The organism is Mycobacterium deserti, from assembly GCF_025345615.1.
GTDB lineage: Bacteria > Actinomycetota > Actinomycetes > Mycobacteriales > Mycobacteriaceae > Mycobacterium > Mycobacterium deserti.
The window spans coordinates 216,818-242,820 of sequence record NZ_JAODWD010000002.1 but is presented as its reverse complement, the minus strand read 5'-3'; the positions used below and the strand labels follow the sequence as shown (position 1 = coordinate 242,820).

Annotated in this window: 29 protein-coding genes; 22 read left to right on the top strand and 7 right to left on the bottom strand. The window is 66.5% G+C overall.

Annotated features, from left to right (window positions below):
* The first annotated feature begins 39 nt into the window (after window positions 1-39).
* The 5 genes from N4S67_RS07375 (at window position 40) to N4S67_RS07355 (ending at window position 5,350) form a co-directional block, all read left to right on the top strand.
* On the top strand, window positions 40-1,137 hold the full coding sequence (locus N4S67_RS07375) for a phosphatase PAP2 family protein (RefSeq protein WP_260992306.1): 1,098 nt from the start codon (window positions 40-42) through the stop codon (window positions 1,135-1,137).
* 73 nt (window positions 1,138-1,210) lie between these two features.
* Window positions 1,211-2,893 carry an acyl-CoA dehydrogenase family protein gene (locus N4S67_RS07370; RefSeq protein WP_260992305.1) on the top strand — a complete coding sequence of 561 codons (1,683 nt, stop codon included), beginning with the start codon at window positions 1,211-1,213 and terminating at the stop codon, window positions 2,891-2,893.
* Window positions 2,890-3,828: a crotonase/enoyl-CoA hydratase family protein gene (locus tag N4S67_RS07365; RefSeq protein ID WP_260992304.1), complete on the top strand. Its 939-nt coding sequence runs from the start codon at window positions 2,890-2,892 to the stop codon at window positions 3,826-3,828. The genes N4S67_RS07370 and N4S67_RS07365 overlap by 4 nt, the downstream gene beginning before the upstream one ends.
* A complete protein-coding gene (locus N4S67_RS07360; protein WP_260992303.1) occupies window positions 3,828-4,562 on the top strand; it encodes a PaaX family transcriptional regulator C-terminal domain-containing protein in 735 nt (244 codons plus the stop codon). Before N4S67_RS07365 ends, N4S67_RS07360 begins: the two co-directional genes overlap by 1 nt.
* Window positions 4,559-5,350, top strand: coding sequence for a crotonase/enoyl-CoA hydratase family protein (locus N4S67_RS07355; protein WP_260992302.1), 792 nt, complete (start codon window positions 4,559-4,561; stop codon window positions 5,348-5,350). The genes N4S67_RS07360 and N4S67_RS07355 overlap by 4 nt, the downstream gene beginning before the upstream one ends.
* Window positions 5,351-5,354: 4 nt before the next feature.
* Here the strand turns inward: N4S67_RS07355 and N4S67_RS07350 are convergent, their stop codons facing one another.
* A complete protein-coding gene (locus tag N4S67_RS07350) occupies window positions 5,355-5,750 on the bottom strand; it encodes a DUF3060 domain-containing protein (RefSeq protein WP_260992301.1) in 396 nt (131 codons plus the stop codon).
* Window positions 5,747-6,190 carry a DUF3060 domain-containing protein gene (locus N4S67_RS07345; protein WP_260992300.1) on the bottom strand — a complete coding sequence of 148 codons (444 nt, stop codon included), beginning with the start codon at window positions 6,188-6,190 and terminating at the stop codon, window positions 5,747-5,749. Before N4S67_RS07345 ends, N4S67_RS07350 begins: the two co-directional genes overlap by 4 nt.
* Before the next feature lie 87 nt (window positions 6,191-6,277).
* Between N4S67_RS07345 and N4S67_RS07340 the strand changes: the two genes are divergently transcribed.
* From N4S67_RS07340 to N4S67_RS07290, 11 genes are all read left to right on the top strand, one after another.
* Window positions 6,278-6,811, top strand: a complete 534-nt coding sequence (locus tag N4S67_RS07340; RefSeq protein WP_260992299.1) for a DUF3558 domain-containing protein — start codon at window positions 6,278-6,280, stop codon at window positions 6,809-6,811.
* A gap of 2 nt (window positions 6,812-6,813) precedes the next feature.
* Window positions 6,814-7,335 carry a DUF3558 domain-containing protein gene (locus N4S67_RS07335; protein WP_260992298.1) on the top strand — a complete coding sequence of 174 codons (522 nt, stop codon included), beginning with the start codon at window positions 6,814-6,816 and terminating at the stop codon, window positions 7,333-7,335.
* 74 nt (window positions 7,336-7,409) lie between these two features.
* Window positions 7,410-8,000: a TetR/AcrR family transcriptional regulator gene (locus tag N4S67_RS07330; RefSeq protein WP_260992297.1), complete on the top strand. Its 591-nt coding sequence runs from the start codon at window positions 7,410-7,412 to the stop codon at window positions 7,998-8,000.
* Between the two features lie 317 nt (window positions 8,001-8,317).
* The gene (gene rpsL / locus N4S67_RS07325) at window positions 8,318-8,692 is read left to right on the top strand and encodes a 30S ribosomal protein S12 (protein WP_014209181.1); all 375 of its coding nucleotides are present in this window, start codon (window positions 8,318-8,320) and stop codon (window positions 8,690-8,692) included.
* Window positions 8,692-9,162 carry a 30S ribosomal protein S7 gene (gene rpsG, locus N4S67_RS07320; protein WP_014209180.1) on the top strand — a complete coding sequence of 157 codons (471 nt, stop codon included), beginning with the start codon at window positions 8,692-8,694 and terminating at the stop codon, window positions 9,160-9,162. The genes rpsL and rpsG overlap by 1 nt, the downstream gene beginning before the upstream one ends.
* Before the next feature lie 80 nt (window positions 9,163-9,242).
* A complete protein-coding gene (gene fusA / locus N4S67_RS07315) occupies window positions 9,243-11,348 on the top strand; it encodes an elongation factor G (RefSeq protein WP_260992296.1) in 2,106 nt (701 codons plus the stop codon).
* Window positions 11,349-11,432: 84 nt separating this feature from the next.
* Window positions 11,433-12,623 (top strand): elongation factor Tu, encoded by a 1,191-nt coding sequence (gene tuf, locus N4S67_RS07310; protein WP_260992295.1) that lies wholly within the window; start codon window positions 11,433-11,435, stop codon window positions 12,621-12,623.
* A gap of 150 nt (window positions 12,624-12,773) precedes the next feature.
* A complete protein-coding gene (locus N4S67_RS07305) occupies window positions 12,774-13,736 on the top strand; it encodes a hypothetical protein (RefSeq protein WP_260992294.1) in 963 nt (320 codons plus the stop codon).
* A 163-nt stretch (window positions 13,737-13,899) separates the two neighbouring features.
* Window positions 13,900-14,727 (top strand): cutinase family protein, encoded by an 828-nt coding sequence (locus N4S67_RS07300; protein WP_260992293.1) that lies wholly within the window; start codon window positions 13,900-13,902, stop codon window positions 14,725-14,727.
* 146 nt (window positions 14,728-14,873) lie between these two features.
* Window positions 14,874-15,719, top strand: coding sequence for an SHOCT domain-containing protein (locus N4S67_RS07295; protein WP_260992292.1), 846 nt, complete (start codon window positions 14,874-14,876; stop codon window positions 15,717-15,719).
* 71 nt (window positions 15,720-15,790) lie between these two features.
* Window positions 15,791-16,645 carry a mycofactocin-coupled SDR family oxidoreductase gene (locus N4S67_RS07290; RefSeq protein ID WP_260992291.1) on the top strand — a complete coding sequence of 285 codons (855 nt, stop codon included), beginning with the start codon at window positions 15,791-15,793 and terminating at the stop codon, window positions 16,643-16,645.
* On the opposite strand, the gene rocD is transcribed toward N4S67_RS07290, so the two are convergent.
* Complete coding sequence (gene rocD, locus N4S67_RS07285) at window positions 16,642-17,898, bottom strand: ornithine--oxo-acid transaminase (RefSeq protein WP_260992290.1); 1,257 nt, start codon at window positions 17,896-17,898, stop codon at window positions 16,642-16,644. The two genes, N4S67_RS07290 and rocD, sit on opposite strands and share 4 nt — an antisense overlap.
* A complete protein-coding gene (gene ddaH, locus N4S67_RS07280; protein WP_260992289.1) occupies window positions 17,871-18,680 on the bottom strand; it encodes a dimethylargininase in 810 nt (269 codons plus the stop codon). Before ddaH ends, rocD begins: the two co-directional genes overlap by 28 nt.
* A 113-nt stretch (window positions 18,681-18,793) precedes the next feature.
* Here ddaH and N4S67_RS07275 point away from each other — a divergent pair, with 113 nt between their 5' ends.
* Complete coding sequence (locus N4S67_RS07275; RefSeq protein WP_260992288.1) at window positions 18,794-19,240, top strand: Lrp/AsnC family transcriptional regulator; 447 nt, start codon at window positions 18,794-18,796, stop codon at window positions 19,238-19,240.
* Window positions 19,241-19,312: 72 nt separating this feature from the next.
* Window positions 19,313-20,488, top strand: coding sequence for an NAD(P)/FAD-dependent oxidoreductase (locus N4S67_RS07270; RefSeq protein ID WP_260992287.1), 1,176 nt, complete (start codon window positions 19,313-19,315; stop codon window positions 20,486-20,488).
* A 55-nt stretch (window positions 20,489-20,543) separates the two neighbouring features.
* On the opposite strand, the gene N4S67_RS07265 is transcribed toward N4S67_RS07270, so the two are convergent.
* The 3 genes from N4S67_RS07265 to mftR are packed head-to-tail and all read right to left on the bottom strand — an operon-like array spanning window position 20,544 to window position 23,044.
* On the bottom strand, window positions 20,544-21,857 hold the full coding sequence (locus N4S67_RS07265) for a VOC family protein (RefSeq protein ID WP_260992286.1): 1,314 nt from the start codon (window positions 21,855-21,857) through the stop codon (window positions 20,544-20,546).
* Window positions 21,854-22,378 (bottom strand): RNA polymerase sigma factor, encoded by a 525-nt coding sequence (locus tag N4S67_RS07260; RefSeq protein WP_260992285.1) that lies wholly within the window; start codon window positions 22,376-22,378, stop codon window positions 21,854-21,856. The genes N4S67_RS07265 and N4S67_RS07260 overlap by 4 nt, the downstream gene beginning before the upstream one ends.
* Window positions 22,379-22,420: 42 nt before the next feature.
* Entirely contained in the window at window positions 22,421-23,044 is a 624-nt protein-coding gene (gene mftR / locus N4S67_RS07255; RefSeq protein ID WP_260992284.1) for a mycofactocin system transcriptional regulator, read from the bottom strand.
* A gap of 93 nt (window positions 23,045-23,137) precedes the next feature.
* Here mftR and mftA point away from each other — a divergent pair, with 93 nt between their 5' ends.
* From mftA to mftD, 4 genes are read left to right on the top strand one after another with little or no spacing between them, the layout of a single operon-like run.
* Window positions 23,138-23,233, top strand: a complete 96-nt coding sequence (gene mftA / locus N4S67_RS07250; protein WP_260992283.1) for a mycofactocin precursor MftA — start codon at window positions 23,138-23,140, stop codon at window positions 23,231-23,233.
* The gene (gene mftB / locus N4S67_RS07245) at window positions 23,218-23,505 is read left to right on the top strand and encodes a mycofactocin biosynthesis chaperone MftB (RefSeq protein WP_260992282.1); all 288 of its coding nucleotides are present in this window, start codon (window positions 23,218-23,220) and stop codon (window positions 23,503-23,505) included. Before mftA ends, mftB begins: the two co-directional genes overlap by 16 nt.
* A 5-nt stretch (window positions 23,506-23,510) precedes the next feature.
* Window positions 23,511-24,719 (top strand): mycofactocin radical SAM maturase, encoded by a 1,209-nt coding sequence (mftC, locus tag N4S67_RS07240; protein WP_260993040.1) that lies wholly within the window; start codon window positions 23,511-23,513, stop codon window positions 24,717-24,719.
* Between the two features lie 2 nt (window positions 24,720-24,721).
* Window positions 24,722-25,912: a pre-mycofactocin synthase MftD gene (gene mftD / locus N4S67_RS07235; protein WP_260992281.1), complete on the top strand. Its 1,191-nt coding sequence runs from the start codon at window positions 24,722-24,724 to the stop codon at window positions 25,910-25,912.
* The last annotated feature ends 91 nt before the right edge of the window (window positions 25,913-26,003 follow it).

Here is a 26,003-nt window from a genome sequence, read left to right as displayed (position 1 = left end):
CAACAAACGGTTGCGCCGAGTTGAACTAATCTCGGCTGAATGACCGCGGTTGAGGAATCAGCGACTGCGGTAGCCCCGGCGGCGGTGCCCGACCAGAGGCGCGTCCGTCGGATGGCGATCGCCCGATGGACCGCGATCGTCGTTTGGGCCGCCGTCATCGTCTACCGGACGGTGACCGACGGCTTCGCGTTCAACCGCGAACTGGTCCTGCTCTACGTCTGCACCGGTCTGGCCGCCGCCAGCATCGGCCAGGGCCGTCGCATCCTCTACATCGTCCGTGACTGGCTGCCGTTCGCGCTGGTGCTCATCGCTTACGACCTCAGCAGAGGCGCCGCGGACATGATCGGCCGGCCGACTCTGTGGGAGTGGCCGGCCGAGGTGGACCGTTGGCTGTTCTTCGGGACGGTGCCGACCGTCTGGCTCCAGGAGGAACTGAAGCTTCCCCACCCGCCCTGGTGGGAAGTTGTCATCAGCGGCGTCTACATGTCGTTCTTCATCCTTCCGTATGTGGTGGCGGCGGCGCTGTGGCTACGAGACCGCGAGGAATGGAAGGCCTTCATCCGGCTGTTCGTCGGTCTCTCCGCCGCCGGCTTGGCGATCTACGCGATCGTGCCTGCCGCGCCGCCCTGGGCCGCCGCCCGTTGCACACCCTCCGACGTCGCCGACGGCCCCGCCAACCCCGGGTGCATGTTCAAGTCGGCACGTGGAGTGCCCGATGGCGGGTTGCTCGGCGCGATGCAGGCGACCCAGGACGGCGCCAACGGATGGATCGAGCGGATCGTCGGGCGCGGCTGGGGCAAGCTGAATCTGCACTCGGCCACCGCGCTGCTCGACCAGGGCCAGGCCAGCGTCAACCTCGTCGCGGCCATCCCGTCGCTGCACGCCGGCATGACCGCCGCCGTGGCGATGTTCCTCTGGAACCGGGTACACCGTGGCTGGCGACCGCTCCTCGTCGCCTATCCGCTCGTCATGGCTTTCACGCTGGTGTACACCGCCGAGCACTACGTCATCGACATCCTGCTCGGCTGGGCGCTCGCCGTCGTTGTCCTGTTGGTCATCGCGCGCATCAACGCGCGATCCAGCAGGCGGTCGGCGGCCAGGGCCGCCAGTGCGTCCGTCGCCGCGAGCGAATCGTGATCTGATCCGCGGATGCGGGTGTATTCAGTATTACAACTCTTGTGCGGCTGTCGGGAAACTGTAATATCGAGGGATGCCAGACACCCATGTCGTCACCAATCAGGTCCCGCTGCTGGAGGATTACAACCCCGCGACGGCGCCGGCGCTCACCGAGGCGCTGATCCGCGAGGGCGGCCAGTGGGGCCTCGAGGAGGTCGCCGATGTGGGTGCGCTCGGCGGCTCGCAGCAGGCGCAGCGATGGGGCGAGTTGGCCGACCGTAACCAGCCGATCCTGCGCACCCACGACCGCTACGGGCATCGCGTCGACGAGGTCGAATACGACCCCGCTTACCACGAGCTGATGACTGCCGCGATCCGACACGGCCTGCATGCGGCGCCGTGGGCCGACGACCGGCCGGGCGCCCACGTCGTTCGAGCCGCGAAGATGTCGGCGTGGACGCCGGAGCCGGGCCACGTCTGTCCCATCTCGATGACGTACGCCGTCGTCCCCGCGCTTCGCCACAACGCCGACCTCGCACGGGTTTACGAGCCGCTGCTGACCAGTCGGCGCTACGACCCCGAACTCAAGCCGGCAACCACAAAGCTGGGCATCACCGCGGGCATGTCGATGACCGAGAAGCAGGGCGGTTCCGACGTGCGGGCAGGCACGACGCAGGCGACGCGGAATGCCGACGGCAGCTACCGCCTCACCGGCCACAAGTGGTTCACCTCCGCGCCGATGTGCGACATCTTCCTCGTGCTCGCGCAGGCGCCCGGCGGGTTGTCCTGTTTCCTGCTGCCCAGGATCCTGCCCGACGGCACCCGAAACCGGATGTTCCTGCAGCGCCTCAAGGACAAGCTCGGCAATCACGCGAATGCCTCGAGTGAGGTGGAGTACGACGGCGCCACCGCCTGGCTGGTCGGCGAGGAAGGCCGGGGCGTTGCGACCATCATCGAGATGGTCAACCTGACGCGGCTGGACTGCACCTTGGGCAGTGCTACCAGCATGCGTTCCGGGCTGGCCCGGGCAATTCATCACGCACAGCATCGAAAAACGTTCGGCGAGTACTTGATCGATCAGCCGCTGATGCGCAATGTGCTCGCGGACCTGGCCGTCGAGGCCGAGGGCGCGACCATCGTCGCGATGCGGATGGCCGGGGCCACCGACGCCGCAGTGCGCGGTGACGACCGCGAGGCGCTGCTGCGGCGCATCGGGCTCGCCGCCAGCAAGTACTGGGTATGCAAGCGGGCCACTCCGCACGCCGCGGAAGCGATGGAATGCCTCGGCGGCAACGGTTACGTCGAGGAGTCGGGCATGCCGAGGCTCTACCGCGAAGCCCCACTGATGGGAATCTGGGAGGGATCCGGCAATGTCAGCGCTCTGGATACGTTGCGCGCCATGGCAACTCGACCCGAATGCATTGAGGTGCTGTTCGACGAACTCGCCATCGCCGCCGGGCAGGACGCGCGACTGGACGCCCGCGTCGACGCGTTGAGGATCGCACTCGGGGATCTGGAGACCATTCAGTACCGGGCGCGCAAGGTCGCCGAAGACATCTGCCTGGCGCTCCAGGGTTCGCTACTGGTGCGTCACGGCCACCCGGCCGTCGCCGAGGCCTTCCTCGCCACTCGGCTGGGTGGGCAGTGGGGCGGCGCGTTCGGAACCATGCCGATCGGATTGGATCTCTCGCCGATCCTGGAGCGGGCGTTGGTCAAGGCCCCGGACGCGAGGAGGACAGACGCAGCTCCGCACGCGAGGAGGACAGACGCAGGATGACGCACGCGATCAGGCCCGTCGACTTCGACAACTTGAAGACAATGACCTACGAGGTCACCGACCGGGTTGCGCGCATCACCTTCAACCGGCCCGAGAAGGGCAACGCGATCGTCGCAGACACGCCGCTGGAGTTGTCGGCGCTGGTGGAGCGTGCCGACCTCGACCCGAACGTGCATGTGATCCTGGTTTCCGGTCGCGGAGAGGGGTTTTGCGCCGGATTCGATCTGTCGGCGTACGCAGAGGGGTCGGCGTCCGCGGGTGGCGGTAGCCCGTATAAGGACACAGTGCTGTCAGGCAGGACGCAGGCCGTCAACCATCTGCCCGATCAGCCGTGGGACCCGATGATCGACTACCAGATGATGAGCCGGTTCGTCCGCGGCTTCTCGAGCCTCATGCACGCCGACAAGCCCACCGTGGTGAAGATCCACGGTTACTGCGTGGCGGGCGGCACCGACATCGCGCTGCACGCCGACCAGGTGATCGCCGCGGCCGACGCCAAGATCGGATACCCACCAACCCGCGTGTGGGGTGTTCCCGCAGCGGGCATGTGGGCGCACCGGCTGGGCGACCAGCGAGCCAAACGACTTCTCCTGACCGGTGATTCCATCACCGGGGCGCAAGCCGCCGAGTGGGGTCTGGCGGTCGAGGCGCCGGCTCCCGAAGATCTCGACGAACGCACCGAGCGGCTGGTCGAGCGCATCGCCGCGGTGCCGATCAACCAGCTCATCATGGTCAAGCTCGCCATGAACTCCGCGCTGCTGAACCAGGGCGTCGCCAACAGCGCGATGATCTCGACCGTGTTCGACGGCATCGCCCGGCACACGCCCGAGGGACACGCGTTCGTCGCACAATCGCGGGAGCACGGATTCCGCGAAGCGGTCCGCCAGCGCGATGAACCGTTCGGCGACCACGGCCGCAAGGCGTCCGGGGTCTGATGCCGAACACGCTGTCGAGGTTGACGGCCAGATCGGTCGTGCTCAGCGTGCTGCTCGGTGCGCACCCGGCGTGGGCAACCGCCAGCGAACTCATCCGCCTGACAGCCGATTTCGACATCCGCGAGCCCACCGTGCGGGTGGCGCTAACGCGCATGGTCAGCGCAGGCGACCTGGTCCGCTCGCGCGACGGCTACCGGTTGTCCGACCGGCTGCTGGCCCGTCAGAAGCGTCAGGACGCCGCGATCAACCCCGGGGTGCGCCCGTGGGACGGCACCTGGACGACGCTGGTGATCACCAGCGTGGGTGTGGATGCCCGCAGCCGGGCCGCACTTCGAAGTACATTGCAGGACAACCGCTTCGGAGAGCTTCGCGAGGGGGTGTGGCTACGGCCCGACAACCTCGATACCGAGTTGCCGGCCGACGTCGCCAACCGGGTGCGTGTGCTGCATGCGCGCGACGGCAACTCCGCCGAGCTGGCGGCCGAGTTGTGGGATCTGCAGGCATGGGCGCGCGCCGGTCACACGCTGCTGGGCGAGATGGCCTCTGCCGCCGACGTTCCGGGGCGCTTCGTCACGGCCGCCGGGATGGTGCGTCACCTGCTGACCGATCCGGTGCTGCCCGCCGAGCTGCTACCGGCGGATTGGCCGGGCGACATGTTGCGGGGGGCCTATACCGACTTCGCCGCGGAGCTGTCTTCGCGGCGCGAGACCGACCGACTGATGGAGGCGACATGACAGATTCAGCGGGCACTGGCGAGGCGGCCGGTGGCGTACGCGTCGAACGCAACGGGCCGGTGACGACGGTCATCATGAACCGGCCCGCGGCTCGCAACGCCGTCAACGGGCCTGCCGCCGCGGGGCTGTACGCCGCGTTCGACGAGTTCGACAAGGACGAATCGGCGGCGGTGGCGGTGTTGTGGGGCGACAACGGAACGTTCTGTGCGGGAGCTGATCTCAAGGCATTTGGCACACCGGACGCCAACCCCGTACACCGCACGGGCCCCGGACCGATGGGCCCGAGCCGGATGGTGCTGTCAAAACCGGTGATCGCCGCCGTCAGCGGACACGCCGTCGCGGGCGGGCTCGAATTGGCGCTCTGGTGCGACATGCGGGTGGTCGAGGAGGACGCCATCATGGGCGTCTTCTGCCGCCGATGGGGCGTCCCGCTGATCGACGGCGGCACCGTGCGATTGCCCCGGCTGATCGGGCACAGCCGCGCCATGGACATGATCCTGACCGGCCGCGGGGTCGATGCCGGCGAGGCGGTGGCCATGGGGTTGGCCAATCGCGTCGTGCCGAAAGGTCAAGCGCGCCAACGCGCCGAGGAGCTCGCCGCCGAACTCGCCGAATTCCCGCAGCAATGCATGCGCGCCGACCGGCTGTCGATGTTCAACCAATGGGGCCGCTCCGAGGCCGAAGCCATGGACTTCGAGTTCGGGAGCATGTCGCGAGTGGCCGCGGAATCACTGCAGGGCGCCGCACGATTCGCGGCCGGCGCGGGCAGGCACGGCGCGAAGGCCTGACGCGTCAGCCCTTGCCGATCTTGTTGTTGCTACCGGTGTCGTTGACCTTCGGCTCGCCGTCGGAGTAAGTCACAGTGTTGTTCAGGCCGACGACGCTGATCTCTTTGTCGATCCGGTCGAAGGTGACCTTGTTGTCCGCGCCGCCGATGTTGACGTTCGCGCATGTGCCCTTGACGGTCAGGGTGTTGTTCGAGCCGCCGATGTTCAATGATTTCCCGTCGGCGCAGTCGATGTCGGCGGTGGTGCCGAACGAGCCGTAGTTGATCGTGTTGGCGATCTCGACCTGGGCGCCGGACGAGCCCGCCGTCGCGGCCGGGCTGTTGCTGTCGCCGCTCTGCGAGCCGCATCCGGTGAGAACGGCAGCGGCGGCGGCGGCGATGAGGTAGGTGCGCACGTTCACGCAGGCACGCGGTCGATGCGGTTCGTCATGCCCAGTTCGCGCCCGCGGTCCCACACTTTGGGCACTCCGTTCTTGTAGAGCACCAGCTGATCCCAGCCGTACACCGTGATGTCGTTGATCACGTTGTCGGCGACGACGACGTTCGAGTCGCCCTGGATCGTCACCGCCCAGCAGGTGCCCAGCGCAGTGATCTGGTTGCCTCTGCCGTTCACCAGCAGTGTGCGGTTGTTGCAATCCACCGTCTGGGCGAGGTTGATACCGGTGATGTGGGTGTCGCCTTGGACGTGGGCGCCGACGACAGCGTTGTCGGCGCAGGTGCGCGCCAACGGGTTGCAGACCCCGGCCGGTTGCGCATCTGCCGCTGGTGCTCCCGCCGCCAGTGCGACCGGCAACGAAACCACGCATGCCGCTAAAGACCGGGTAGCCACAGTCCACATCATGGGTGGAAGAGTACGTCTTCGGCGGGGACAGTTGCAGGGCTTCTGCCGAGTCGCCAATCGGGTCGGCCCTGGGTAGCGTGAGCGGCGATGCTCCTGCGTGTCGGCTCGATTGCTGTCGCGGCGGTCACCGCGATGATGACCGTCGCGAGTTGCTCGCAGACCGTAGGCGGCACCGCGGAGCGGGCTCAGCCGACGGTGCCGGATCCCGACCGTAGTTACGGCTACGTCGACGACCGCTGCGGGTTACTGCAGGACACCTCGGTCCAGGAGGTCATGGGCGCCGAGCACATCGTCCGCCCCTACAGCGGCGCCGTCTGCCAGTACGTGCTCTCACGCGATACGCAGAACATCGACGTCATCTTCTCCTGGTTCGAGTCGGGAAACGTCGACCGCGAACGCGACCTCGCCGCCGAGCGCGGAGCGACGATCACCGACACCGTCGTCGAACGGCACCAAGCGTTCCTGGCCCGGCGGGACACCAACGGCGTTGCCTGCTCGGCCACCGCCGCGGCAGGCACCGGGGTCCTGAGTTGGTGGGTGCAACTGCGTGATCAATCCAACGGCGACCCGTGCAGGGATGCCGAGAGATTGTTGTCGGCCACGTTGCAGGCGGACTTGTGACGATGTCCGCGCGGAAGATGTGCATCGTCGCCTTGGCAGCGCTCGCGCTGGCCGGATGCGGCTCGGATCCGCAACCTCCCACGCCGTCGACCTCGGCGGCACCGGTGGCCGACGGCTTCCGTAGCGGTGACTGCAACGGCGTGACCGACGACGACATCACCAAGGCCGTCGGCACGGCGATGTTCGCCAAAGCCGTCGTCAGTGACGCCGGCTGTTTCTGGCAGGAGAACACGGTCTTCGGCACGGTCGGCGCCGGCATGGGCATCTCCACGTGGTGGTACCGGGGCAGCGACATGGACACCGAACGGACCTTGGAGGAGCAGGCCGGACGCGCGCTGACCGAGCTGTCGGTGGACGGAAACAAAGGCTTCAAGGCCTCCGACGGCAACGCGTGCAGCATCTACGTGGCCAAGGGCGAGGACGTCATCACCTGGTCGATCCAGACGATGAACCCGGCGATGCTGCCCGACCTGTGCACGGTCACCGAGCAACTCGCCAAGATCAGTCAGGATCGTGTCAACTGACCTCGCAAAACTAGAGGTGTTAGTTTTGCCCTGACCCGATTGCGGGTCGACCGGACACCGGAGGGGGCACGACAGTGGCATCTCAGCCGTCGAGTACCACCGGCCGGCGCCCGGCCAGGCTGAGCCGCGACTCGATCGTCAACGCCGCCCTGACCTTCCTCGACCGCGAGGGTTGGGACGCACTGACGATCAACGCCCTGGCCACTCAGCTGGGCACCAAGGGCCCGTCGCTGTACAACCACGTGCACAGCCTCGATGACCTGCGCCGCACCGTACGGATGAGGGTTGTCGGCGACATCATCAACATGCTCAACACGGTGGGACAGGGCCGCACCCGCGACGACGCGGTGATCGCGATGGCCAGCGCTTACCGCAGCTATGCCCATCACCATCCCGGTCGCTATTCGGCCTTCACCCGGATGCCTCTGGGCGGCGACGACCCGGAGTTCACCGAGGCCACCAGGGCGGCCGCGGCACCGGTGATCAGCGTCCTGGGCTCCTACGGACTCGACGGTGAGAACGCGTTCTACGCGGCGCTGGAGTTCTGGTCGGCGATGCACGGTTTCGTCCTGTTGGAGATGACCGGGGCCATGAACGGGATCGACACCGACGCGGTGTACAGCGACATGGTGATGAGGCTGGCCTCCGGCATGGAGAGGCGATGAGGCTTGCGCGCCCGCGGTGTGAGAAGCTGGCGTTGACCTGCAGTTAGGGGCGCTTCGACGAGTTTGGAGCGCTGCGGCCACCCTGGTATTGTGGACGTTCGTGCCTGGCAGATAAGGCGCATCGCGGGTCGATATGACACAAAAGCCGCGAAGCATGCCCGCACGCCGGGCCAATTCGCATGTCCACTATGCCACCGGAATTTCGGTGCGGACGCGTGCGACACACCCGGTCGCGGGGTAAGCGAGCGGGACATAACTGCAGTACAGAGAACTTCGGAACGACTTAGAGACAGACGAGCAACACAGAAAGCCGGTAGATGCCAACCATCCAGCAGCTGGTCCGCAAGGGTCGCCGCGACAAGATCGCCAAGGTGAAGACCGCGGCCCTCAAGGGCAGCCCGCAGCGCCGTGGTGTGTGCACCCGCGTGTACACAACCACGCCGAAGAAGCCGAACTCGGCACTTCGCAAGGTCGCGCGCGTCAAGCTGACCAGCGCGGTCGAGGTCACCGCCTACATCCCCGGCGAGGGCCACAACCTGCAGGAGCACTCCATGGTGCTGGTGCGCGGCGGTCGTGTGAAGGACCTGCCCGGTGTGCGGTACAAGATCATCCGAGGCTCGCTGGACACCCAGGGTGTGAAGAACCGTAAGCAAGCGCGCAGCCGCTACGGCGCCAAGAAGGAGAAGAGCTGATGCCGCGCAAGGGGCCCGCACCCAAGCGTCCATTGGTCAACGACCCGGTCTACGGATCGCAGCTGGTCACCCAGCTGGTCAACAAGGTGCTCCTGGACGGGAAGAAATCACTGGCCGAGCGCATTGTTTATGGTGCGCTCGAACAGGCCCGCGACAAGACCGGCACCGATCCGGTCGTCACCCTCAAGCGCGCGCTCGACAACGTCAAGCCCGCCCTCGAGGTGCGCAGCCGCCGCGTCGGTGGTGCGACCTACCAGGTGCCCGTCGAGGTGCGCCCGGATCGCTCGGTCACGCTGGCACTGCGCTGGCTGGTCAGCTTCTCCAAGGCCCGCCGCGAAAAGACCATGATCGAGCGTCTGGCCAACGAGATCCTCGATGCCAGCAACGGGCTCGGCGCCGCGGTCAAACGCCGCGAGGACACCCACAAGATGGCCGAGGCAAACCGCGCCTTCGCGCACTACCGCTGGTGATGTGACGCCTCGGCGGTGCTGCCGAGGCGCTAACGCATACGGCTGACAACAGCAACTACCAAGCGAGAGAGAAGACTTCTGTGGCACAGAAGGACGTGCTGACCGACCTGACCAAGGTCCGCAACATCGGCATCATGGCCCACATCGATGCCGGTAAAACCACGACTACCGAGCGCATCCTCTACTACACCGGCATCAGCTACAAGATCGGTGAAGTGCACGACGGCGCCGCCACGATGGACTGGATGGAGCAGGAGCAGGAGCGCGGAATCACCATCACCTCCGCCGCAACCACCTGCTTCTGGAACGACAACCAGATCAACATCATCGACACCCCCGGCCACGTCGACTTCACCGTCGAGGTGGAGCGCAGCCTGCGCGTCCTCGACGGTGCCGTCGCCGTCTTCGACGGCAAGGAAGGTGTCGAGCCGCAGTCCGAGCAGGTCTGGCGCCAGGCCGACAAGTACGACGTCCCGCGCATCTGCTTCGTCAACAAGATGGACAAGATCGGCGCCGACTTCTACTTCTCCGTGCGCACGATGGAGGAGCGTCTGGGCGCCAACGTCATCCCGATCCAGTTGCCGGTCGGCTCCGAGGGCGACTTCGAGGGCATCGTCGACCTGGTCGAGATGAAGGCCAAGGTGTGGCGCGGCGAGACGAAGCTCGGCGAGACATACGAGACCATCGACATCCCCGCCGAGCTGGCCGACAAGGCCGACGAGTACCGGACCAAGCTGCTCGAGGCCGTCGCCGAGACCGACGAGGCGCTGCTGGAGAAGTACTTCGGCGGCGAAGAGCTGTCGGTCGAGGAGATCAAGGGTGCGCTGCGCAAGCTCACCATCAACTCCGAGGCCTACCTGGTGCTGTGCGGCAGCGCGTTCAAGAACAAGGGTGTTCAGCCCATGCTCGACGCGGTGATCGACTACCTGCCCTCGCCGCTGGACGTTCCGCCGGCCGTCGGCCACGTCCCGGGCAAGGAGGACGAGGAAGTCATCCGCAAGCCGTCGGTCGACGAGCCGTTCTCGGCGCTCGCCTTCAAGGTGGCCACGCACCCGTTCTTCGGCAAGCTCACCTACGTCCGGGTGTACTCGGGCACCGTCGACTCCGGCTCGCAGGTCATCAACGCGACCAAGGGTAAGAAGGAGCGGCTGGGCAAGCTGTTCCAAATGCACTCCAACAAGGAGAACCCCGTCGAGCGGGCCTCGGCCGGCCACATCTACGCGGTCATCGGCCTCAAGGACACCACCACCGGTGACACCTTGAGCGATCCGAACCAGCAGGTCGTGCTCGAGTCGATGACCTTCCCCGATCCCGTCATCGAGGTCGCCATCGAGCCGAAGACCAAGAGCGACCAGGAGAAGCTCGGTACCGCGATTCAGAAGCTGGCCGAAGAGGACCCGACCTTCAAGGTGCACCTCGACCAGGAGACCGGCCAGACCGTCATCGGCGGCATGGGTGAGTTGCACCTGGACATCCTCGTCGACCGCATGAAGCGCGAGTTCAAGGTCGAGGCGAACGTCGGCAAGCCGCAGGTGGCCTACCGGGAGACCATCAAGCGGATGGTCGAGAAGGTCGAGTACACCCACAAGAAGCAGACGGGTGGCTCCGGTCAGTTCGCGAAGGTGCTCATCAACCTCGAACCGTTCAGCGGCGAGGACGGCGCGACCTACGAGTTCGAGAACAAGGTCACCGGCGGTCGCATCCCGCGCGAGTACATCCCGTCGGTGGATGCCGGTGCGCAGGACGCGATGCAGTACGGCGTGCTCGCCGGCTACCCGCTGGTGAACGTCAAGGTCACCCTGCTCGACGGCGCCTACCACGAGGTGGACTCGTCGGAAATGGCGTTCAAAGTCGCCGGCTCGCAGGTGCTGAAGAAGGCCGCCCACGCGGCCCAACCGGCGATCCTCGAGCCGATCATGGCCGTCGAGGTCACCACGCCCGAGGACTACATGGGTGAGGTGATCGGCGACCTGAACTCCCGCCGTGGTCAGATCCAGGCCATGGAGGAGCGGGCGGGTGCACGCGTCGTCAAGGCGCATGTGCCGCTGTCGGAGATGTTCGGTTACGTCGGCGACCTCCGGTCGAAGACCCAGGGCCGGGCGAACTACTCCATGGTGTTCGACTCGTATGCCGAAGTTCCGGCAAACGTGTCGAAGGAGATTATCGCGAAGGCGACCGGGCAGTAGCCCGGTTGGCGCGCGGCGTACGACAACTGCAAAGATCATCACTGCTTTACAAGAAGCACCAACACAGTCCAGGAGGACACCACAGTGGCGAAGGCGAAGTTCGAGCGGACGAAGCCGCACGTCAACATCGGGACCATCGGTCACGTTGACCACGGCAAGACCACGCTGACCGCAGCAATCACCAAGGTTCTGCACGACAAGTATCCCGATTTGAACGAGTCGCGCGCATTCGACCAGATCGACAATGCGCCTGAAGAGCGTCAGCGCGGCATCACCATCAACATCTCCCACGTGGAGTACCAGACCGAGAAGCGTCACTACGCGCACGTCGACGCCCCCGGTCACGCCGACTACATCAAGAACATGATCACCGGTGCCGCCCAGATGGACGGCGCGATCCTGGTGGTCGCGGCGACCGACGGCCCGATGCCGCAGACGCGTGAGCACGTGCTGCTCGCCCGCCAGGTGGGTGTGCCCTACATCCTCGTCGCGCTGAACAAGGCCGACGCGGTCGACGACGAGGAGCTGCTCGAGCTCGTCGAGCTCGAGGTCCGCGAGCTGCTGGCTGCCCAGGAGTTCGACGAGGAAGCCCCGGTCGTCAAGGTCTCCGCGCTCAAGGCGCTCGAGGGCGACGAGAAGTGGGTCGAGTCGATCGTCGAGCTGATGGCGGCCGTCGACGAGTCCATCCCGGACCCGGTCCGCGAGACCGAGAAGCCGTTCCTGATGCCCGTCGAGGACGTCTTCACGATCACCGGCCGCGGCACCGTGGTCACCGGTCGTGTGGAGCGCGGCGTGGTCAACGTGAACGAGGAAGTCGAGATCGTCGGTATCAAGACGACCACCACCAAGACCACGGTCACCGGTGTGGAGATGTTCCGCAAGCTGCTCGACCAGGGTCAGGCCGGTGACAACGTCGGTCTGCTGCTGCGTGGCATCAAGCGCGAGGACGTCGAGCGCGGCCAGGTCGTCGTGAAGCCCGGCACCACCACGCCGCACACCGACTTCGAGGGCCAGGTCTACATCCTGTCCAAGGACGAGGGTGGCCGGCACACGCCGTTCTTCAACAACTACCGTCCGCAGTTCTACTTCCGGACCACGGACGTGACCGGTGTGGTGACCCTGCCCGAGGGCACCGAGATGGTGATGCCCGGTGACAACACCGACATCTCCGTCAAGCTGATCCAGCCCGTCGCGATGGACGAGGGCCTGCGCTTCGCGATCCGCGAGGGCGGCCGCACCGTCGGCGCCGGCCGAGTCACCAAGATCCTCAAGTGATCTGATTTCAGTACCGCGAGGCGGCGCCCACGAAGGTGGGCGCCGCTTTCGTTGGCGGTGATAAGCTTCGGTGGCCGTGCATGCCAGTGATCACTGGCGGTATCTGCACAGGGATTCCAATAAGTGAGGGGTTGTTCCGTGACTACGACTGTGACGGAGCCTGTATCGACCGTTGCCGACGAGGCGCCGTCGAAATGGACCCAGCGACCTGCGGTGATGGCAGGCGCCAGCGCCGGCCTCGGCGCGGTGGTCGCGGCCATTGTGGTACTTGTCTGGGCGTTCTCGAGTGGGCCGCAAAGTGTTCAGCAGCCAACGTCCGACTCCACGGAGACGCCCGCAGCGGCCGCGCCGGCGCCGAAGCCGGCCGCGCCCGCTCCCACCAGTGCGCCCGGACTTCCGGGTGGACTGCCCGGTGGTCTTCCGGGCGGTCTGACCGGCGGCCCCGGCGGCGGCTCCGGAGCCATGGACCCGGCGGCCCTGTTCCGTTCGAGTGCCGGCACGTCCTCCGGTGGAGGCAGCGTCTCGGCACCGGCCCTGCCCAAGCTTCCCGAACTGCCCCCGCCGCCGAACGCCCAGCAGGTGCTCGATGCTGTCGCTCCTTACACTCAGCAGGCTTTCGGTCTGAACGGTCTGGGAGGCTCGCTCATCAGCGCCGACGCGGTCGGCTCGCTGATCGGCGACATCGGCGGCTGGGTCACCGCGGCCGGAGTGGCGACGGCCAACAACACCACCGAGATTCTCAGCGCGCTGATCGTGGCCCGTGCGCTTCCAGGTCAGGCGCAGGTGGTCGACAACTTCGCCTCCCTGATGGGTGTTCCGCAGGCGCTGACGAACTTGCCGTCGCCTCTGCAGCTGCCCAGCCCGGGTGACGCGCTGGGCGATGTGGCCAAGACGCTCTCGGTCAGCCTGCCCGCGTTGGATGCGCTGGGCGATCTCCCCTCGGCGCAGTTCGGGCTGCCGCAGCTGCCGCCGCCGCCTCCGATGGGGATGCCCAAGCTGCCGCCGCCGCCGGCGTTCGGGATGCCGAAGATGCCGCCCCCGCCGCCGATCGGGCTGCCCAAGCCGCCACCGATCGGCCTGCCGAGCCTGCCACTGCTGGCGGCATTCTCCTGACGTTCCTCTGAGGCGGCGCTCACCTTCGGTGGGCGCCGACTTCGTCTGACCATCGGTGTGGCTTCGCCACGTCGTGTAACGCCTGTGATCACAGAGGCGATATACGTCGCGTATGCCCTGGTCGGGACAAAGAAGGGTCGGGTTTATCGTGTTTCGTCGCATCATGACGTTGGGCTGCGCAGCCGCTGTGGCCGGTGCAGCATTCGTCGGTCTGGCCGGCAGCGCGCAAGCGCAACCGAGCTGTCCCGACGTGCATTGGATGGGCGCAGCCGGTTCAGGTCAGCGCGACGGCGATCTGACTGCCAATGCCGGTATGGGCTCCGACGTCTACCAGTCGTACCTTGATCTGCAGCAGCTCGTCACCGCCGACGGACGCACGATGACCGCCGAGGCGGTCGAGTATCCCGCCGTTGCGGTGCCCGATGACGACGGCGGCGTCGGCGAGTGGATGGGCTTCATGAGCAGTGTGGACGCCGGGGCGACAGCGCTCGGTGCCCAGTACGCGGCGTTCGCGGCGAAGTGCCCGACGTCCAAGGTCGTCCTCGCGGGTTATTCGCAGGGCGCGATGGTGGTGCACCGTAATCTGCACGCACTCGGCGCCATTCCGAATGTGGTGGGCGCCCTGCTGATCGCCGACGGCGACCGGTTGCCCGCGGATCCGACGATCAACATCGGTTCGGTCACGGCCGTGCCCGGCAAGGGCAAGGGTGTCGCGCAGGACTGGCCGATCCTGGCGCACGCACCCGCACCTCTGCCTCCGGCCATCGGCGCCAAGACGATCAGTGTCTGCGAGCTCGGCGACGCGGTCTGCGACTACGACCCCGAGGCGGAAGAGACGTCACCGATCTCGACGGCCATTCACACCGGCTACACCACGAAGACCTCCGGCTACCGGTGGACGCAGCCGCTGTACCAGCTCGTCGGACCGGCGTCTGCGACGCCCGAGGCCAGCCAGATCTCGCCGCTGGGCGCGACGACGCCGACCGGCTAAACCCACACTGCCCAACCCAGCTATGCCGCAAGCCGACCCGAGGCTTGCGGCATAGCGGCGTGTGTCCCCGGACGATACGGCTCACCGGCCGGGGTTTGGCGATAATCTGACACCCCGAAAGTGCTTGCGACGAATGGAGCTCGGCCGTGTCAACGTTCTGGCGGTATGTCCGCATCCAACTCTTCGTGTTGTTGTGTGGCATCGTCGGGCCGATCTTCCTGGGAATCTACTTCGCCTCCGGCGCCGATCCGATGATGAAGTGGATGTTCTGGGCGGGCCTGCTCATCACGGCGCTCGACGTGCTCATCGCGCTGGGCATCACCGGTATGGGCGCGCGGTCCGCGGCGAAGACGGCCGAGCTCGAGAAGACCGGCGTGCTGGCGCTGGCTCAAGTCACCGGCATCCAGGAGACCAACACGCGGATCAACGAGCAGCCGCTGGTCAAGCTGGATCTGCAGATCTCCGGCCCGGGGATCACACCGTTCGCCACGCAGGACCGAGTCGTCGCCTCGATCTCGCGGCTGCCGATGATCACCAACCGCAAGCTGGTCGCGCTGGTGAATCCGACGACGAACGAATACCAAATCGACTGGGAACGCAGCGCATTGGTCAGCGGGATGATGCCGGCGAATTTCACGATCTCCGAGGACAACCGCACCTATGACCTCACTGGTCAGACGTCGGCATTGATGGAAATCCTGCAGGTCCTCAAGGCCAATAACATAGGCATGAACAACATGATCGACCTGCGGTCCAACCCCGCTGCCCGCCAACAGGTTCAGGCTATCGTTCGCCGTGCCGCAGCGCAGCAGGCCTCTGCCGCGCCGGCAACCCCGGCTGCTGCTGCGGCGCCCATGGGAGCGCCGACCATGGCGCCGCCTGGGCCGTCGACGGCGCAACGCCTCCAGGAATTGGAGACTTTGCGCGCCACCGGGGCGATCTCCGACGACGAGTACGCCTCGAAGCGCCAGCAGATCATCGCCGATCTCTGAATTCGGGTCGAATTAGAACACGTTCCATTTCGGCTGTTAGCCTGGTCCGCAGTTTCGTGAAAGGAGCAGCGGTGACGGCAACCAGCGGACCCCTGGAAGGGCGAGTGGCATTCATCACGGGTGCCGCGCGCGGTCAGGGCCGGGCGCATGCCATCCGGCTGGCCAACGACGGTGCCGACATCATCGCCATCGACATCTGCGGTCCGGTGTCCGAGACCATCACCTACCCGCTTGCCACGCCCGAGGAGCTGGCCGACACCGTGCGCGCGGTCGAGGCCACCGGCCGCAAGGTGCTGGCTCGCGCGGTCGACATCCGCGATCTAGGGGCCCTGCAGCAAGTGGTGGCCGACGGTGTCGAGCAGTTCGGACGGCTCGACGTCCTCGTCGCGAACGCCGGTGTGCTCAGCTGGGGCCGGATGTGGGAGATGTCCGAGGAGCAGTGGGACACCGTCATCGATGTGAACCTCAACGGCACCTGGCGCACCGTGCGGGCCGTCGTGCCCGCGATGATCGAAGCGGGCAACGGCGGCTCGATCATCGTCGTCAGCTCGTCGGCGGGCCTGAAGGCCACTCCAGGCAATTCGCACTACGCAGCGTCCAAGCACGGCCTGGTGGCGCTGACCAACTCGCTGGCGCTGGAGGCAGGCGAGTTCGGAATTCGAGTGAACTCCATCCATCCGTACTCCATCGAGACACCGATGGTGGAGAAGGACGCGATGATGGCGATCTTCGCCAAGTACCCGAGCTTCCTGCACAGTTTCTCGCCGATGCCGTACCACCCGGTCAATCATGAGGGCAAGAAGGGGCTGCAGGAATTCATGACCGCCGAAGAGGTTTCCGACGTGGTGGCCTGGCTGGCCGGCGACGGGTCGAAGACGATCTCGGGCAGCCAGATCGCCGTCGACCGCGGCACCATGAAGTACTAGCCGCCCGGCATATCCGCCAGCGCCGCGGCGAACTGGCCGACCGCCCAGTCGATCTCGTCGGCGGTGATCACCAGCGGAGGCGCGAAGCGAAGTGTGGAGCCGTGGGTGTCCTTGACCAGAACTCCGCGTTCGGCGAGTCGCAGACTGACGTGCTTGCCGGTGCCGAGCGCGGGGTCGACATCCACGCCGGCCCACAGTCCCATGCCTCGCACCGTGACGACGCCACGGCCGACGAGCCCCCGTAGTCCCGCGTGCATCCGAGCGCCGAGCTCAGCGGAGCGGGCTTGAAAGTCGCCACGCTGCAGGATTTCTACGACCCGGCTGCCGATCGCGGTCGCGAGGGGATTGCCGCCGAACGTCGAACCGTGCTCGCCGGGATGCAGAACTCCGAGGACCTCGCGGTCGGCCACCACCGCCGACAGCGGAATGACTCCTCCGCCAAGGGCTTTGCCGAGCAGGTAGATATCAGGAACGACGTCCCAGTGCTGGCATGCGAAGGTTCTGCCGGTCCGTGCCAGCCCCGACTGGATCTCGTCGGCGATCATCAGTACGTTGCGCTCGCTGCACAGCGCACGCACACGAGGCAGGTAGTCGTCGGGTGGGACGATGATGCCCGCCTCGCCCTGTATGGGCTCGATGAGCACCGCGACGGTGTTGTGGTCGACGGCGTCGGCCATCGCGTCGGCCTCACCGAACGGCACCGCGCGGAAGCCGGGTGTGTACGGACCGAAGCCGCGGCGCGCGATCTCGTCGTCGGAGAAACTGATGATCGTCGTGGTCCGGCCGTGAAAGTTGTTCTGGGCCACAATGATATTGCCGCGCCCGGCGGGCACGCCCTTGATATCGGTGCCCCACTTGCGGGCCACCTTGATGCCGCTTTCGACGGCCTCGGCGCCGCTGTTCATCGGCAGCACCATGTCCTTGCCGCACAGCTGGGCCAGCGCGCGGCAGAACGGCCCGAGGCGGTCGGAGTGGAAGGCTCGGCTGGCCAACGTCATGGTGTCCAGTTGCGCATGGGCCGCGGCGAGGATCTCGGGGTTGCCATGCCCGAAGTTGACCGCCGAATAGGCGGCGAGGCAGTCGAGGTAGCGACGGCCTTCCACGTCGGTGATCCAGGCGCCGTCGGCGCTGGCCGCCACGACCGGCAGCGGCGAGTAGTTGTGTGCGACGTAGCGGCTGTCGACGTCGATCGCGGCGTCGGTGGCCGTCGTGGTGTCCAGGATCGTCACGGATGTACCTCCAGCGTGCAGCATTTGATGGATCCACCGCCCTTGAGCAGTTCGGAGAGGTCGACGCCGATGGGCCGGAATCCGGCGCGGCGCAGTTGGTCGGCGTAGCCGGTCGCGGCCGCAGGCAGGACGACGTTGAGGCCGTCGGAGACCGCGTTGAGGCCCAGTACGTCGGCGTCGGCGTCGGCGACTTCGATGGCGTCGGGAAAGAGGTCCCGCAAGATTGCGCGCGACGCGTCGCTGAACGCCGGCGGGTAGTACGCGACGGTGCTGTCGTCGAGCACCGTCAACGCCGTGTCGAGGTGGTAGAACCGCGGGTCGACCAGTTCCAGGCTCACGACAGGCATCCCGACGATCGAAGCGATCTCATCGTGCGCCCGACGATCGGTGCGAAACCCGTGTCCCGCGAGGAGAATCGAGCCGACCACCAGAAGATCACCCTGGCCCTCGTTGGTATGGCGCGTCTCGACCGGCTGGTACCCGTGGCGGGTCATCCATTCGGCATAGGCCGCTGACTCGCCGTCGCGCTGCGGATAGGCGAACTTCGCGACGACCGCCTTGCCGCCGACGAGAAGACCGCCGTTGGCGGCGTAGACCATGTCGGGTAGTCCCGCGACGGGTTCGATCGTTTCGACGGTGTGGCCCAGCTCCTTGTAGGTCTGGCGCAGCGTCTCCCACTGGTTCAATGCGCTGTGAGTGTCGACCGACGCCGACATGTCCATCCATGGGTTGATCGCGTACTCGACGGCGAAGAAGGTTGGCGCCGTCATCGCGTAATGGCGACGACGTGCACGTCTGAAGGTCATAGATCGACGATATTGGCGCGCTGATTTGCAATCAATCGCCGTTCATTGCTTGTACACAAACGAACCATTGCATTACGCGTAGAATCACAGCGATCTGTTGCGTGGAGGTGACGATGGACCGTCTGGACGACACCGACGAGCGCATCCTGGCCGAACTGATCAAGGATGCGCGAGCGACGTACGCGGATATCGGAGCGCACGTGAACCTGTCGGCACCTGCGGTGAAACGTCGGGTCGACAGGATGCTCGACACGGGTGTGATCCGGGGGTTCACCACTGTTGTCGACCGCAGCGCGCTCGGTTGGACCACCGAGGCCTATGTGCAAGTGTTCCGGCACGGCACTATTGCCCCAGAACAGTTGCGGGCGGCCTGGATTGACATTCCGGAGGTCATCAGTGCCGCGACGGTCACCGGCACCGCTGACGCGATGCTGCATGTCCTCGCACGCGACATGCGCCACCTGGAAGAGGCGTTGGAGAAGATTCGCTCCGCAGCCGACGTAGAGCGCAGCGAGAGCATCGTGGTACTGACCAACGTGATCGACCGGGACCGTGGCTGAACCCGGGTGGCGCTGAGCACCAGTAGCCGGGGTGGCGGACCAATGCCCGCGCGCATCCTGTAAAAACTGCCCATGACCTCTAATGGGGGAATCGTCATCGTCGGCGGCGGCCTCGCGGCCGCTCGCACGGCCGAACAGTTGCGCCGGTCGGAGTACAGCGGGCCGGTCACCATCGTCAGCGACGAGGACCATTTGCCGTACGACCGGCCACCGCTGTCGAAGGAAGTGCTGCGCAGCGAGACCGACGACGTCACGCTCAAGCCGCGCGAATTCTACGACGAGAACGACATCACGGTGCTGCTAGGCAAGGCGGCGCAGTCGGTCGACACCGCGGCGCAGACCATCAGGCTGTCCGACGGCAGCGACCTCGGTTACAACGAGTTGATCATTGCCACCGGTCTGGTGCCCAAGCGGATTCCGTCGTTTCCCGATCTTGCAGGCATCCACGTTCTGCGTTCGTTCGACGAGAGCCTCGCCCTGCGCGCGCACGCCGCGACCGCACGCAAGGCGGTTGTCATCGGAGCCGGCTTCATCGGCTGCGAGGTGGCAGCGAGCCTGCGCAAGATGGGTGTCGACGTCGTTCTCGTCGAACCGCAGCCGGCCCCGCTGGCGTCGGTGCTCGGCGAGCAGATCGGGGACTTGGTGACCCGGTTGCACCGCGCCGAGGGTGTCGACGTGCGGTGTGGGGTCGGCGTCTCCGAGGTCGGCGGCAGCGATCGCGTCGAGAAGGTGGTCCTCGCTGACGGCAGCGAACTGGACGCCGACCTGGTGGTCGTCGGCATCGGATCGCGCCCGGCCACGGAGTGGCTGGAGGGCAGCGGCATCGAGTTGGACAACGGCGTTGTCTGCGACGAGCACGGCCGAGCGAGCGCGCCGCACGTGTGGGCGATAGGGGACGTCGCGTCGTGGCGGCACACGCAGGGACATCAAGTGCGCGTTGAGCATTGGAGCAACGTCGCCGACCAGGCCCGCGCGTTGATTCCCACGCTGATGGGCAAGGAGGCGTCGGCAGCGGTCTCGGTGCCGTACTTCTGGAGCGACCAGTACGACGTCAAGATCCAGTGCCTGGGCGAGCCGGAGGCCGACGACACCGTGCATGTCGTCGAGGACGACGGCCGCAAGTTCCTGGCGTACTACGAGCGCGACGGCATCGTCGTCGGCGTGGTCGGCGGCGGGATGCCCGGCAAGGTGATGAAGACCCGCAACAAGATCGCGACGGGCGCGCCGATCTCCGACGTCCTCGGCTGAGCGATTTCGGCGCGCAAACGACCGCTGAGCGACGATTAGCGCACCGAAATCCCTGTTAGAACTGGCCGAGATAGAAGCGGGTGCCCTGGTCGTCGGTGCACAACGCCGACACTCCGTACGACTGCTGCGACGGCTCGTCGATCACCGTGCCGCCCGCCTCGCGGACCCTGGCCACCGCCGCGTCGATGTCGTCGACAGTCCACATCGGCACGGTCACCGTGTGTGCGCTACCGCCCGCCAGGCCTGCCATCGGATGCGTCTGCCGGATCTGCCAGCCGTCGTCGATGCTGCCCGGATCGAACGACCAGAACAGAAAGCGGCTGTAGAAGTTCTTGAACGCCGCTGAGTCGTTCACCTCATAGGTGATGTATGAAAGTTCCCCTGGCCCAGCCCCATTGCGGTCCGGTCGGGGAGTCGCAGGCGCAGGCCGGAACACCGCGAACGCCGCGCCCGCTGGGTCGGTGGCGTCGAGCACCGTGCCGAAGTCGAACTCGTGCAGTTCGCCGACGCTGCCGCCACCGTCGATAATCGACTGCCGCGCGCCCGCGAGATCGGTGACGGCGTAGCAGCAGAGCATGCCTTGGCGGCTGGGAACACTGAACAGGCCGATGTGTCCTCTGGTGTTCGTGACCTGATGCGTCGCCGGGTCGTACACCCACCCGAGCACGTGACCGTAGAACGCCGCGGCGCGGTCGGCGTCAGGCGTCCACACCGATACGTAGCCGACGTCGCCGTGCTGGATCGGGACGGCGCCGCCGGTGACCGGGCCGGTCAGCATCCAGCGGTGGCCGAACGGATCGACGATCGTCGCGTTGCGCGATCCGTGTTCTTCCCGGACGTCCTGGTTGACGGTCGCGCCCATGTCCCTCGCGCGTGCGAGCACCACGTCGGTGTCGGCGACCGCGATCATCAAGCTCACCGGAACAGCCTGGGGTGCAGGTGCTTTCACGCCGATCTCGGGATACTCGTCGGCGAGGTAGAAGACGCCCCCGGACAGCGCCAGTTCGGCGTGCCCGATGCGGCCGTCGTCCATCTCGAATGGTTCACCGACGACGGCGGCACCCAGCGCGTCGACGTACCAGGCGATCGCGTCGGCGGCCCGGCTGACGGTCAGATAGGGCACCGCCGCGCTGCGTGGCACGGTAGCGGCGGGCTCGTCCGTGGGTCGGTTGAGGTTTGCGATGGCGGTATCGGTTCCACTCATTTCCACTCCTTCGGTTCGTCTGGGCAGCACCAGCGCCGACTCCAGGCGCGCACGCAGGTGCGCGGCGAACGCCGGATCGGGCTGGACCGGAAGGTCGTCCCCATACAGCGCGGTCAACGGATCACGGCTGCTGCCGTTATTGCTCCTCTCGTCCGCGTCGTTCATGAAGTCCCTCCTTCCGGTTGCGGGTAGTGCTTTCTGAAGGCGCGGCGGGCCCGCACCAACAGAGCTTCGGTGGCGTGCACGGTCCGGCCGATCAGCTCCGCGCACTCCGGGACCGAACAGTCGTCCATGTAGCGCAGCGCCAGAACGGTGCGTTGCTGCTCCGGCAGTTTCGCGAGCACGCTCTCGGCGACGATGCGATCCAGCTCGGCGTCCCAGTCGTCTGACTCGTCGAGGACTTCGGGTAGCTCGGCGACGGGCACGCTGAATCTGTCGTGGCGGCGGCGGTAGTGATCGGCGAGCTTGTGACGGGCCACCCCGAGCAGCCATCGCACCGAGATCGGTGGTGCAGCGTTCTTGCGGGCAGCGTCCATCGCCGCCAGAAAGGTTTCCGACGTCAGGTCTTCGGCGGTTCCGCGGTCACTGCAGCGCCTGACGAAGTAGCCGTAGACGATCGGTAGCGCGTCGTCGTACAGCGCCAGCAGCGCCCGCGGAGCGTCGGTGCCGTTCGGTTCGGCGCTCACACCCATATCGTCGCCGCTGAACGCCGAACTCCGACGCCTCAATCACGAAATTTTTCCGCGGCCTTGTCGGTCCAGCGCTTTGAGCCCGTCATGCACCGTGTCGAACGCATCGCTCAGTTCGTCGGCGAGTTCGGCCGACTCGTCGGCGAGCCAGTGCTCGTAGGCCGATAACGCGACCCCGAGCATCGTCCACGCAACGGTCTGCGGCATCAAGTCCTCCGGCTTGAGGCGCAGGCGCGCCGCGACGAACGCGGCGACGACCGCGCGCCAGCCTGCGTACATCGTCATCGAGTAGGCCTGCAGCGCCGCGGTCTCCAGGATGACCCGCATCCGTTGACGGTGTCTGGCCGCCTCCGTGTCGTCAAAGGTGTTGAACGCCAACAGAGCCGCGCGCAGTGCGTCACCGATCGGCACGCCCGGGTCGAGATCGGACAGCAGATCACGCATGTGTGCCAGATGCGCATCGAAATCGCCCCACGGCAAAGCGTTCTTCGACGGGTAGTAGCGAAACAGGGTGCGACGCGCGATTCCGGCAGCTTCGGCCACGTCGTCGACGCTCACGTCGTCGAACCCGCGGGCCGCGAACAAGTCGATCGCGATGTTGCTGATGTGACCCCACGTCGTCGAGCGCCGGCGGCCGACGCGGTGCCCGGTATCCGGCCCCATCGGGGGTCCCCTTTCATTTCGGCACTCGATGCCATATTATTGCGATCTCGATCACAGTTGTCGAGTCCCTGTGACAAGGAAAGGTGCAGACATATGGAGCCGAACCAGCAGGTGGAGACCGAAGCCCAGCTCGTCACCGAGACCCTGGTCGAAGAGGTGTCGATCGACGGGATGTGCGGGGTCTACTGACCGTGTCGGCGTTCGATCCGGATCTGAGCTGGCGGTTGCACCACCAGGTGGCCGTCCGTCCGGAACCGTTTGGGGCGCTGCTGTACCACTTCGGCACGCGCAAGCTGTCGTTTCTCAAGAACCGGACGATCGTCGAGGTGGTCAACACGCTGGCCGACCACCCCGACGCTCGATCCGCCTGCCGCGCCGTCGGGATCGACGACGCGCAGCAGGCCCCATACCTGCACGCGCTTGGCGTGTTGGCTCAATCGAAAATGTTGGTGCCGCAATGACTTTGATGGATTCGGCGCTCGCGCCGGTGACTGACTCCGCGCCCGCGCCGGAACGTCAACCCGTCCCCAAGCTGGTCGACCAGTTCGAGCTCGGGCTCGACGCCCCGATCTGCCTGACATGGGAACTGACCTACGCCTGCAACCTGGCGTGTGTGCACTGCTTGTCCTCGTCGGGCAAGCGCGACCCGCGCGAGCTGACCACCCGGCAGTGCAAAGACATCATCGACGAGCTCGAGCGCATGCAGGTCTTCTACGTCAACATCGGCGGTGGTGAACCGACTGTACGCTCGGACTTCTGGGAACTGGTCGACTACGCGACCGCCCACCACGTCGGGGTTAAGTTCTCCACCAACGGGGTCCGCATCACGCCTGAGGTGGCAGCGCGCCTTGCGGCCAGCGACTACGTCGACGTGCAGATCTCTCTCGATGGCGCGACGGCGGACATCAACGACGCCGTGCGCGGCGCGGGGTCCTTCGCGATGGCGACCCGGGCGCTGCAGAATCTCGCCGACGCAGGCTTCTCCGATGCCAAGATCTCCGTGGTCGTCACACGCCACAACGTCGATCAGCTCGACGACTTCGCCGCGCTGGCAGCGCAATACGGCGCCACGCTGCGTATCACCCGGCTCCGTCCCTCCGGTCGCGGCGCGGACGTGTGGGACGACCTGCATCCCACCGCAGCGCAGCAGAAGCAGCTCTACGACTGGCTGGTGGCCAAAGGCGATCGCGTCCTCACCGGTGACTCGTTCTTCCACCTCTCAGGACTGGGTGAACCCGGCGCGCTCGCAGGTCTCAACTTGTGCGGCGCAGGCCGTGTGGTCTGCCTCATCGACCCGGTCGGCGACGTCTACGCATGCCCGTTCGCCATCCACGATCGCTTCCTCGCCGGAAACATCCTGTCCGATGGGGGTTTCGACAACGTCTGGAAGAACGCGCCGCTGTTCCGCGAGCTGCGAGAGCCCCAGTCCGCGGGAGCCTGCGGCAGCTGCGGGCATTACGACAGCTGTCGCGGCGGCTGCATGGCGGCGAAGTTCTTCACCGGCCTGCCGATGGACGGTCCGGACCCCGAGTGCGTGCAGGGTTACGGCGAACCCGCGCTCGCCCTCGAACGCGACAAACCCAAGTCCAGTGTCGATCACTCGCGCAGTAAGCCGGTCATGCTGAAGCTGCTGACGAAGCCCCCAGCCCGACTCTGCAACGAAAGCCCGGTCTAGTCATGGCTGACACCTGGTTTGAAACCGTCGCGGCCGCTCAGGAACGCGCCAAGAAGCGGCTGCCCAAGTCGGCGTATTCGGCACTGCTGGCTGCCAGCGAGAAAGGCGTGACCGTCGCCGACAATGTCGGCGCGTTCGCTGAGCTGGGCTTCGCCCCGCACGTCATCGGCGCCACCGAGAAGCGAGACCTAGCCACAACCGTTATGGGTCAAGAGATCTCGCTACCGGTGCTGATTTCGCCGACCGGCGTGCAGGCTGTCCACCCCGACGGCGAGACCGCGGTCGCGCGGGCCGCCGCCGCGCGGGGCACCGCTATGGGTCTTTCGTCGTTCGCCAGCAAGCCGATCGAAGAGGTCATCGCGGCCAATCCGAAGCTGTTCTTCCAGGTGTACTGGCTGGGCGGCCGCGAGGCGATCGCCGCACGGGTCGAGCGCGCACGCGAGGCCGGTGCCGTCGGCCTGATCGTGACGACCGACTGGAGCTTCTCGCACGGTCGCGACTGGGGCAGTCCGAAGATCCCGGAACGGATGGACCTGCGGACCGCGGCGCGCATGATGCCCGAGGGTCTGACCAGGCCGCGGTGGCTGTGGCAGTGGGGCAAGACCATGCGCCCGCCGAGCCTGCGGGTGCCCAACCAGGCCGCGCGTGGAGAGCCGGGCCCGCCGTTCTTCGCCGCGTACGGGGAGTGGATGGGCACGCCGCCGCCGACGTGGGAGGACATCGCTTGGTTGCGCGAGCTGTGGGGCGGGCCGTTCATGCTCAAGGGCGTGATGCGCGTCGACGACGCGAAACGTGCTGTGGATGCCGGTGTTTCGGCAATTTCGGTGTCCAATCACGGTGGCAACAACCTCGACGGCACACCCGCGGCGATTCGGGCACTGCCCGCGATCGCAGAGGCCGTCGGCGACGACGTCGAGGTGCTGCTCGACGGTGGCATCCGCCGGGGCAGCGACGTGGTCAAGGCGGTCGCCCTCGGTGCGCGCGCGGTCATGATCGGGCGGGCGTATCTGTGGGGCCTGGCGGCCAACGGTCAGGCCGGCGTCGAGAACGTCCTCGACGTCCTGCGCGGCGGCATCGACTCGGCGTTGATGGGCCTGGGTCGCGCCTCGGTCCACGATCTGTCTGCTGACGACGTCCTCGTCCCGTCCGGGTTTGCCCGTGCCCTCGGCGTGCCCGGCGGCCAGGAGGCCTGAGTCCACACCTCGACCGCGAACATGCTGGTAAAGGCGTGGCGGGGGAGGCTGGCGTGACTCACTGGCCGAAACCAGTGCAAAATTTCGGCAA

Excerpts from the sequence above, each read along its gene's own strand:
- mftC (WP_260993040.1), top strand. The coding sequence starts at position 23,511 with ATGGATTCGGCGCTCGCGCCGGTGACTGACTCCGCGCCCGCGCCGGAA.
- rpsG (WP_014209180.1), top strand. The coding sequence starts at position 8,692 with ATGCCGCGCAAGGGGCCCGCACCCAAGCGTCCATTGGTCAACGACCCG.
- N4S67_RS07370 (WP_260992305.1), top strand. The coding sequence starts at position 1,211 with ATGCCAGACACCCATGTCGTCACCAATCAGGTCCCGCTGCTGGAGGAT.
- N4S67_RS07375 (WP_260992306.1), top strand. The coding sequence starts at position 40 with ATGACCGCGGTTGAGGAATCAGCGACTGCGGTAGCCCCGGCGGCGGTG.
- N4S67_RS07360 (WP_260992303.1), top strand. The coding sequence starts at position 3,828 with ATGCCGAACACGCTGTCGAGGTTGACGGCCAGATCGGTCGTGCTCAGC.
- rpsL (WP_014209181.1), top strand. The coding sequence starts at position 8,318 with ATGCCAACCATCCAGCAGCTGGTCCGCAAGGGTCGCCGCGACAAGATC.
- rocD (WP_260992290.1), bottom strand. The coding sequence starts at position 17,898 with ATGCTGCACGCTGGAGGTACATCCGTGACGATCCTGGACACCACGACG.
- N4S67_RS07345 (WP_260992300.1), bottom strand. The coding sequence starts at position 6,190 with ATGATGTGGACTGTGGCTACCCGGTCTTTAGCGGCATGCGTGGTTTCG.
- N4S67_RS07355 (WP_260992302.1), top strand. The coding sequence starts at position 4,559 with ATGACAGATTCAGCGGGCACTGGCGAGGCGGCCGGTGGCGTACGCGTC.
- N4S67_RS07365 (WP_260992304.1), top strand. The coding sequence starts at position 2,890 with ATGACGCACGCGATCAGGCCCGTCGACTTCGACAACTTGAAGACAATG.
- N4S67_RS07275 (WP_260992288.1), top strand. The coding sequence starts at position 18,794 with ATGGACCGTCTGGACGACACCGACGAGCGCATCCTGGCCGAACTGATC.
- N4S67_RS07340 (WP_260992299.1), top strand. The coding sequence starts at position 6,278 with ATGCTCCTGCGTGTCGGCTCGATTGCTGTCGCGGCGGTCACCGCGATG.
- mftR (WP_260992284.1), bottom strand. The coding sequence starts at position 23,044 with ATGGGGCCGGATACCGGGCACCGCGTCGGCCGCCGGCGCTCGACGACG.
- N4S67_RS07300 (WP_260992293.1), top strand. The coding sequence starts at position 13,900 with ATGACGTTGGGCTGCGCAGCCGCTGTGGCCGGTGCAGCATTCGTCGGT.
- mftD (WP_260992281.1), top strand. The coding sequence starts at position 24,722 with ATGGCTGACACCTGGTTTGAAACCGTCGCGGCCGCTCAGGAACGCGCC.
- ddaH (WP_260992289.1), bottom strand. The coding sequence starts at position 18,680 with ATGACCTTCAGACGTGCACGTCGTCGCCATTACGCGATGACGGCGCCA.
- N4S67_RS07335 (WP_260992298.1), top strand. The coding sequence starts at position 6,814 with ATGTCCGCGCGGAAGATGTGCATCGTCGCCTTGGCAGCGCTCGCGCTG.
- N4S67_RS07270 (WP_260992287.1), top strand. The coding sequence starts at position 19,313 with ATGACCTCTAATGGGGGAATCGTCATCGTCGGCGGCGGCCTCGCGGCC.
- N4S67_RS07265 (WP_260992286.1), bottom strand. The coding sequence starts at position 21,857 with ATGAACGACGCGGACGAGAGGAGCAATAACGGCAGCAGCCGTGATCCG.
- mftA (WP_260992283.1), top strand. The coding sequence starts at position 23,138 with ATGGAGCCGAACCAGCAGGTGGAGACCGAAGCCCAGCTCGTCACCGAG.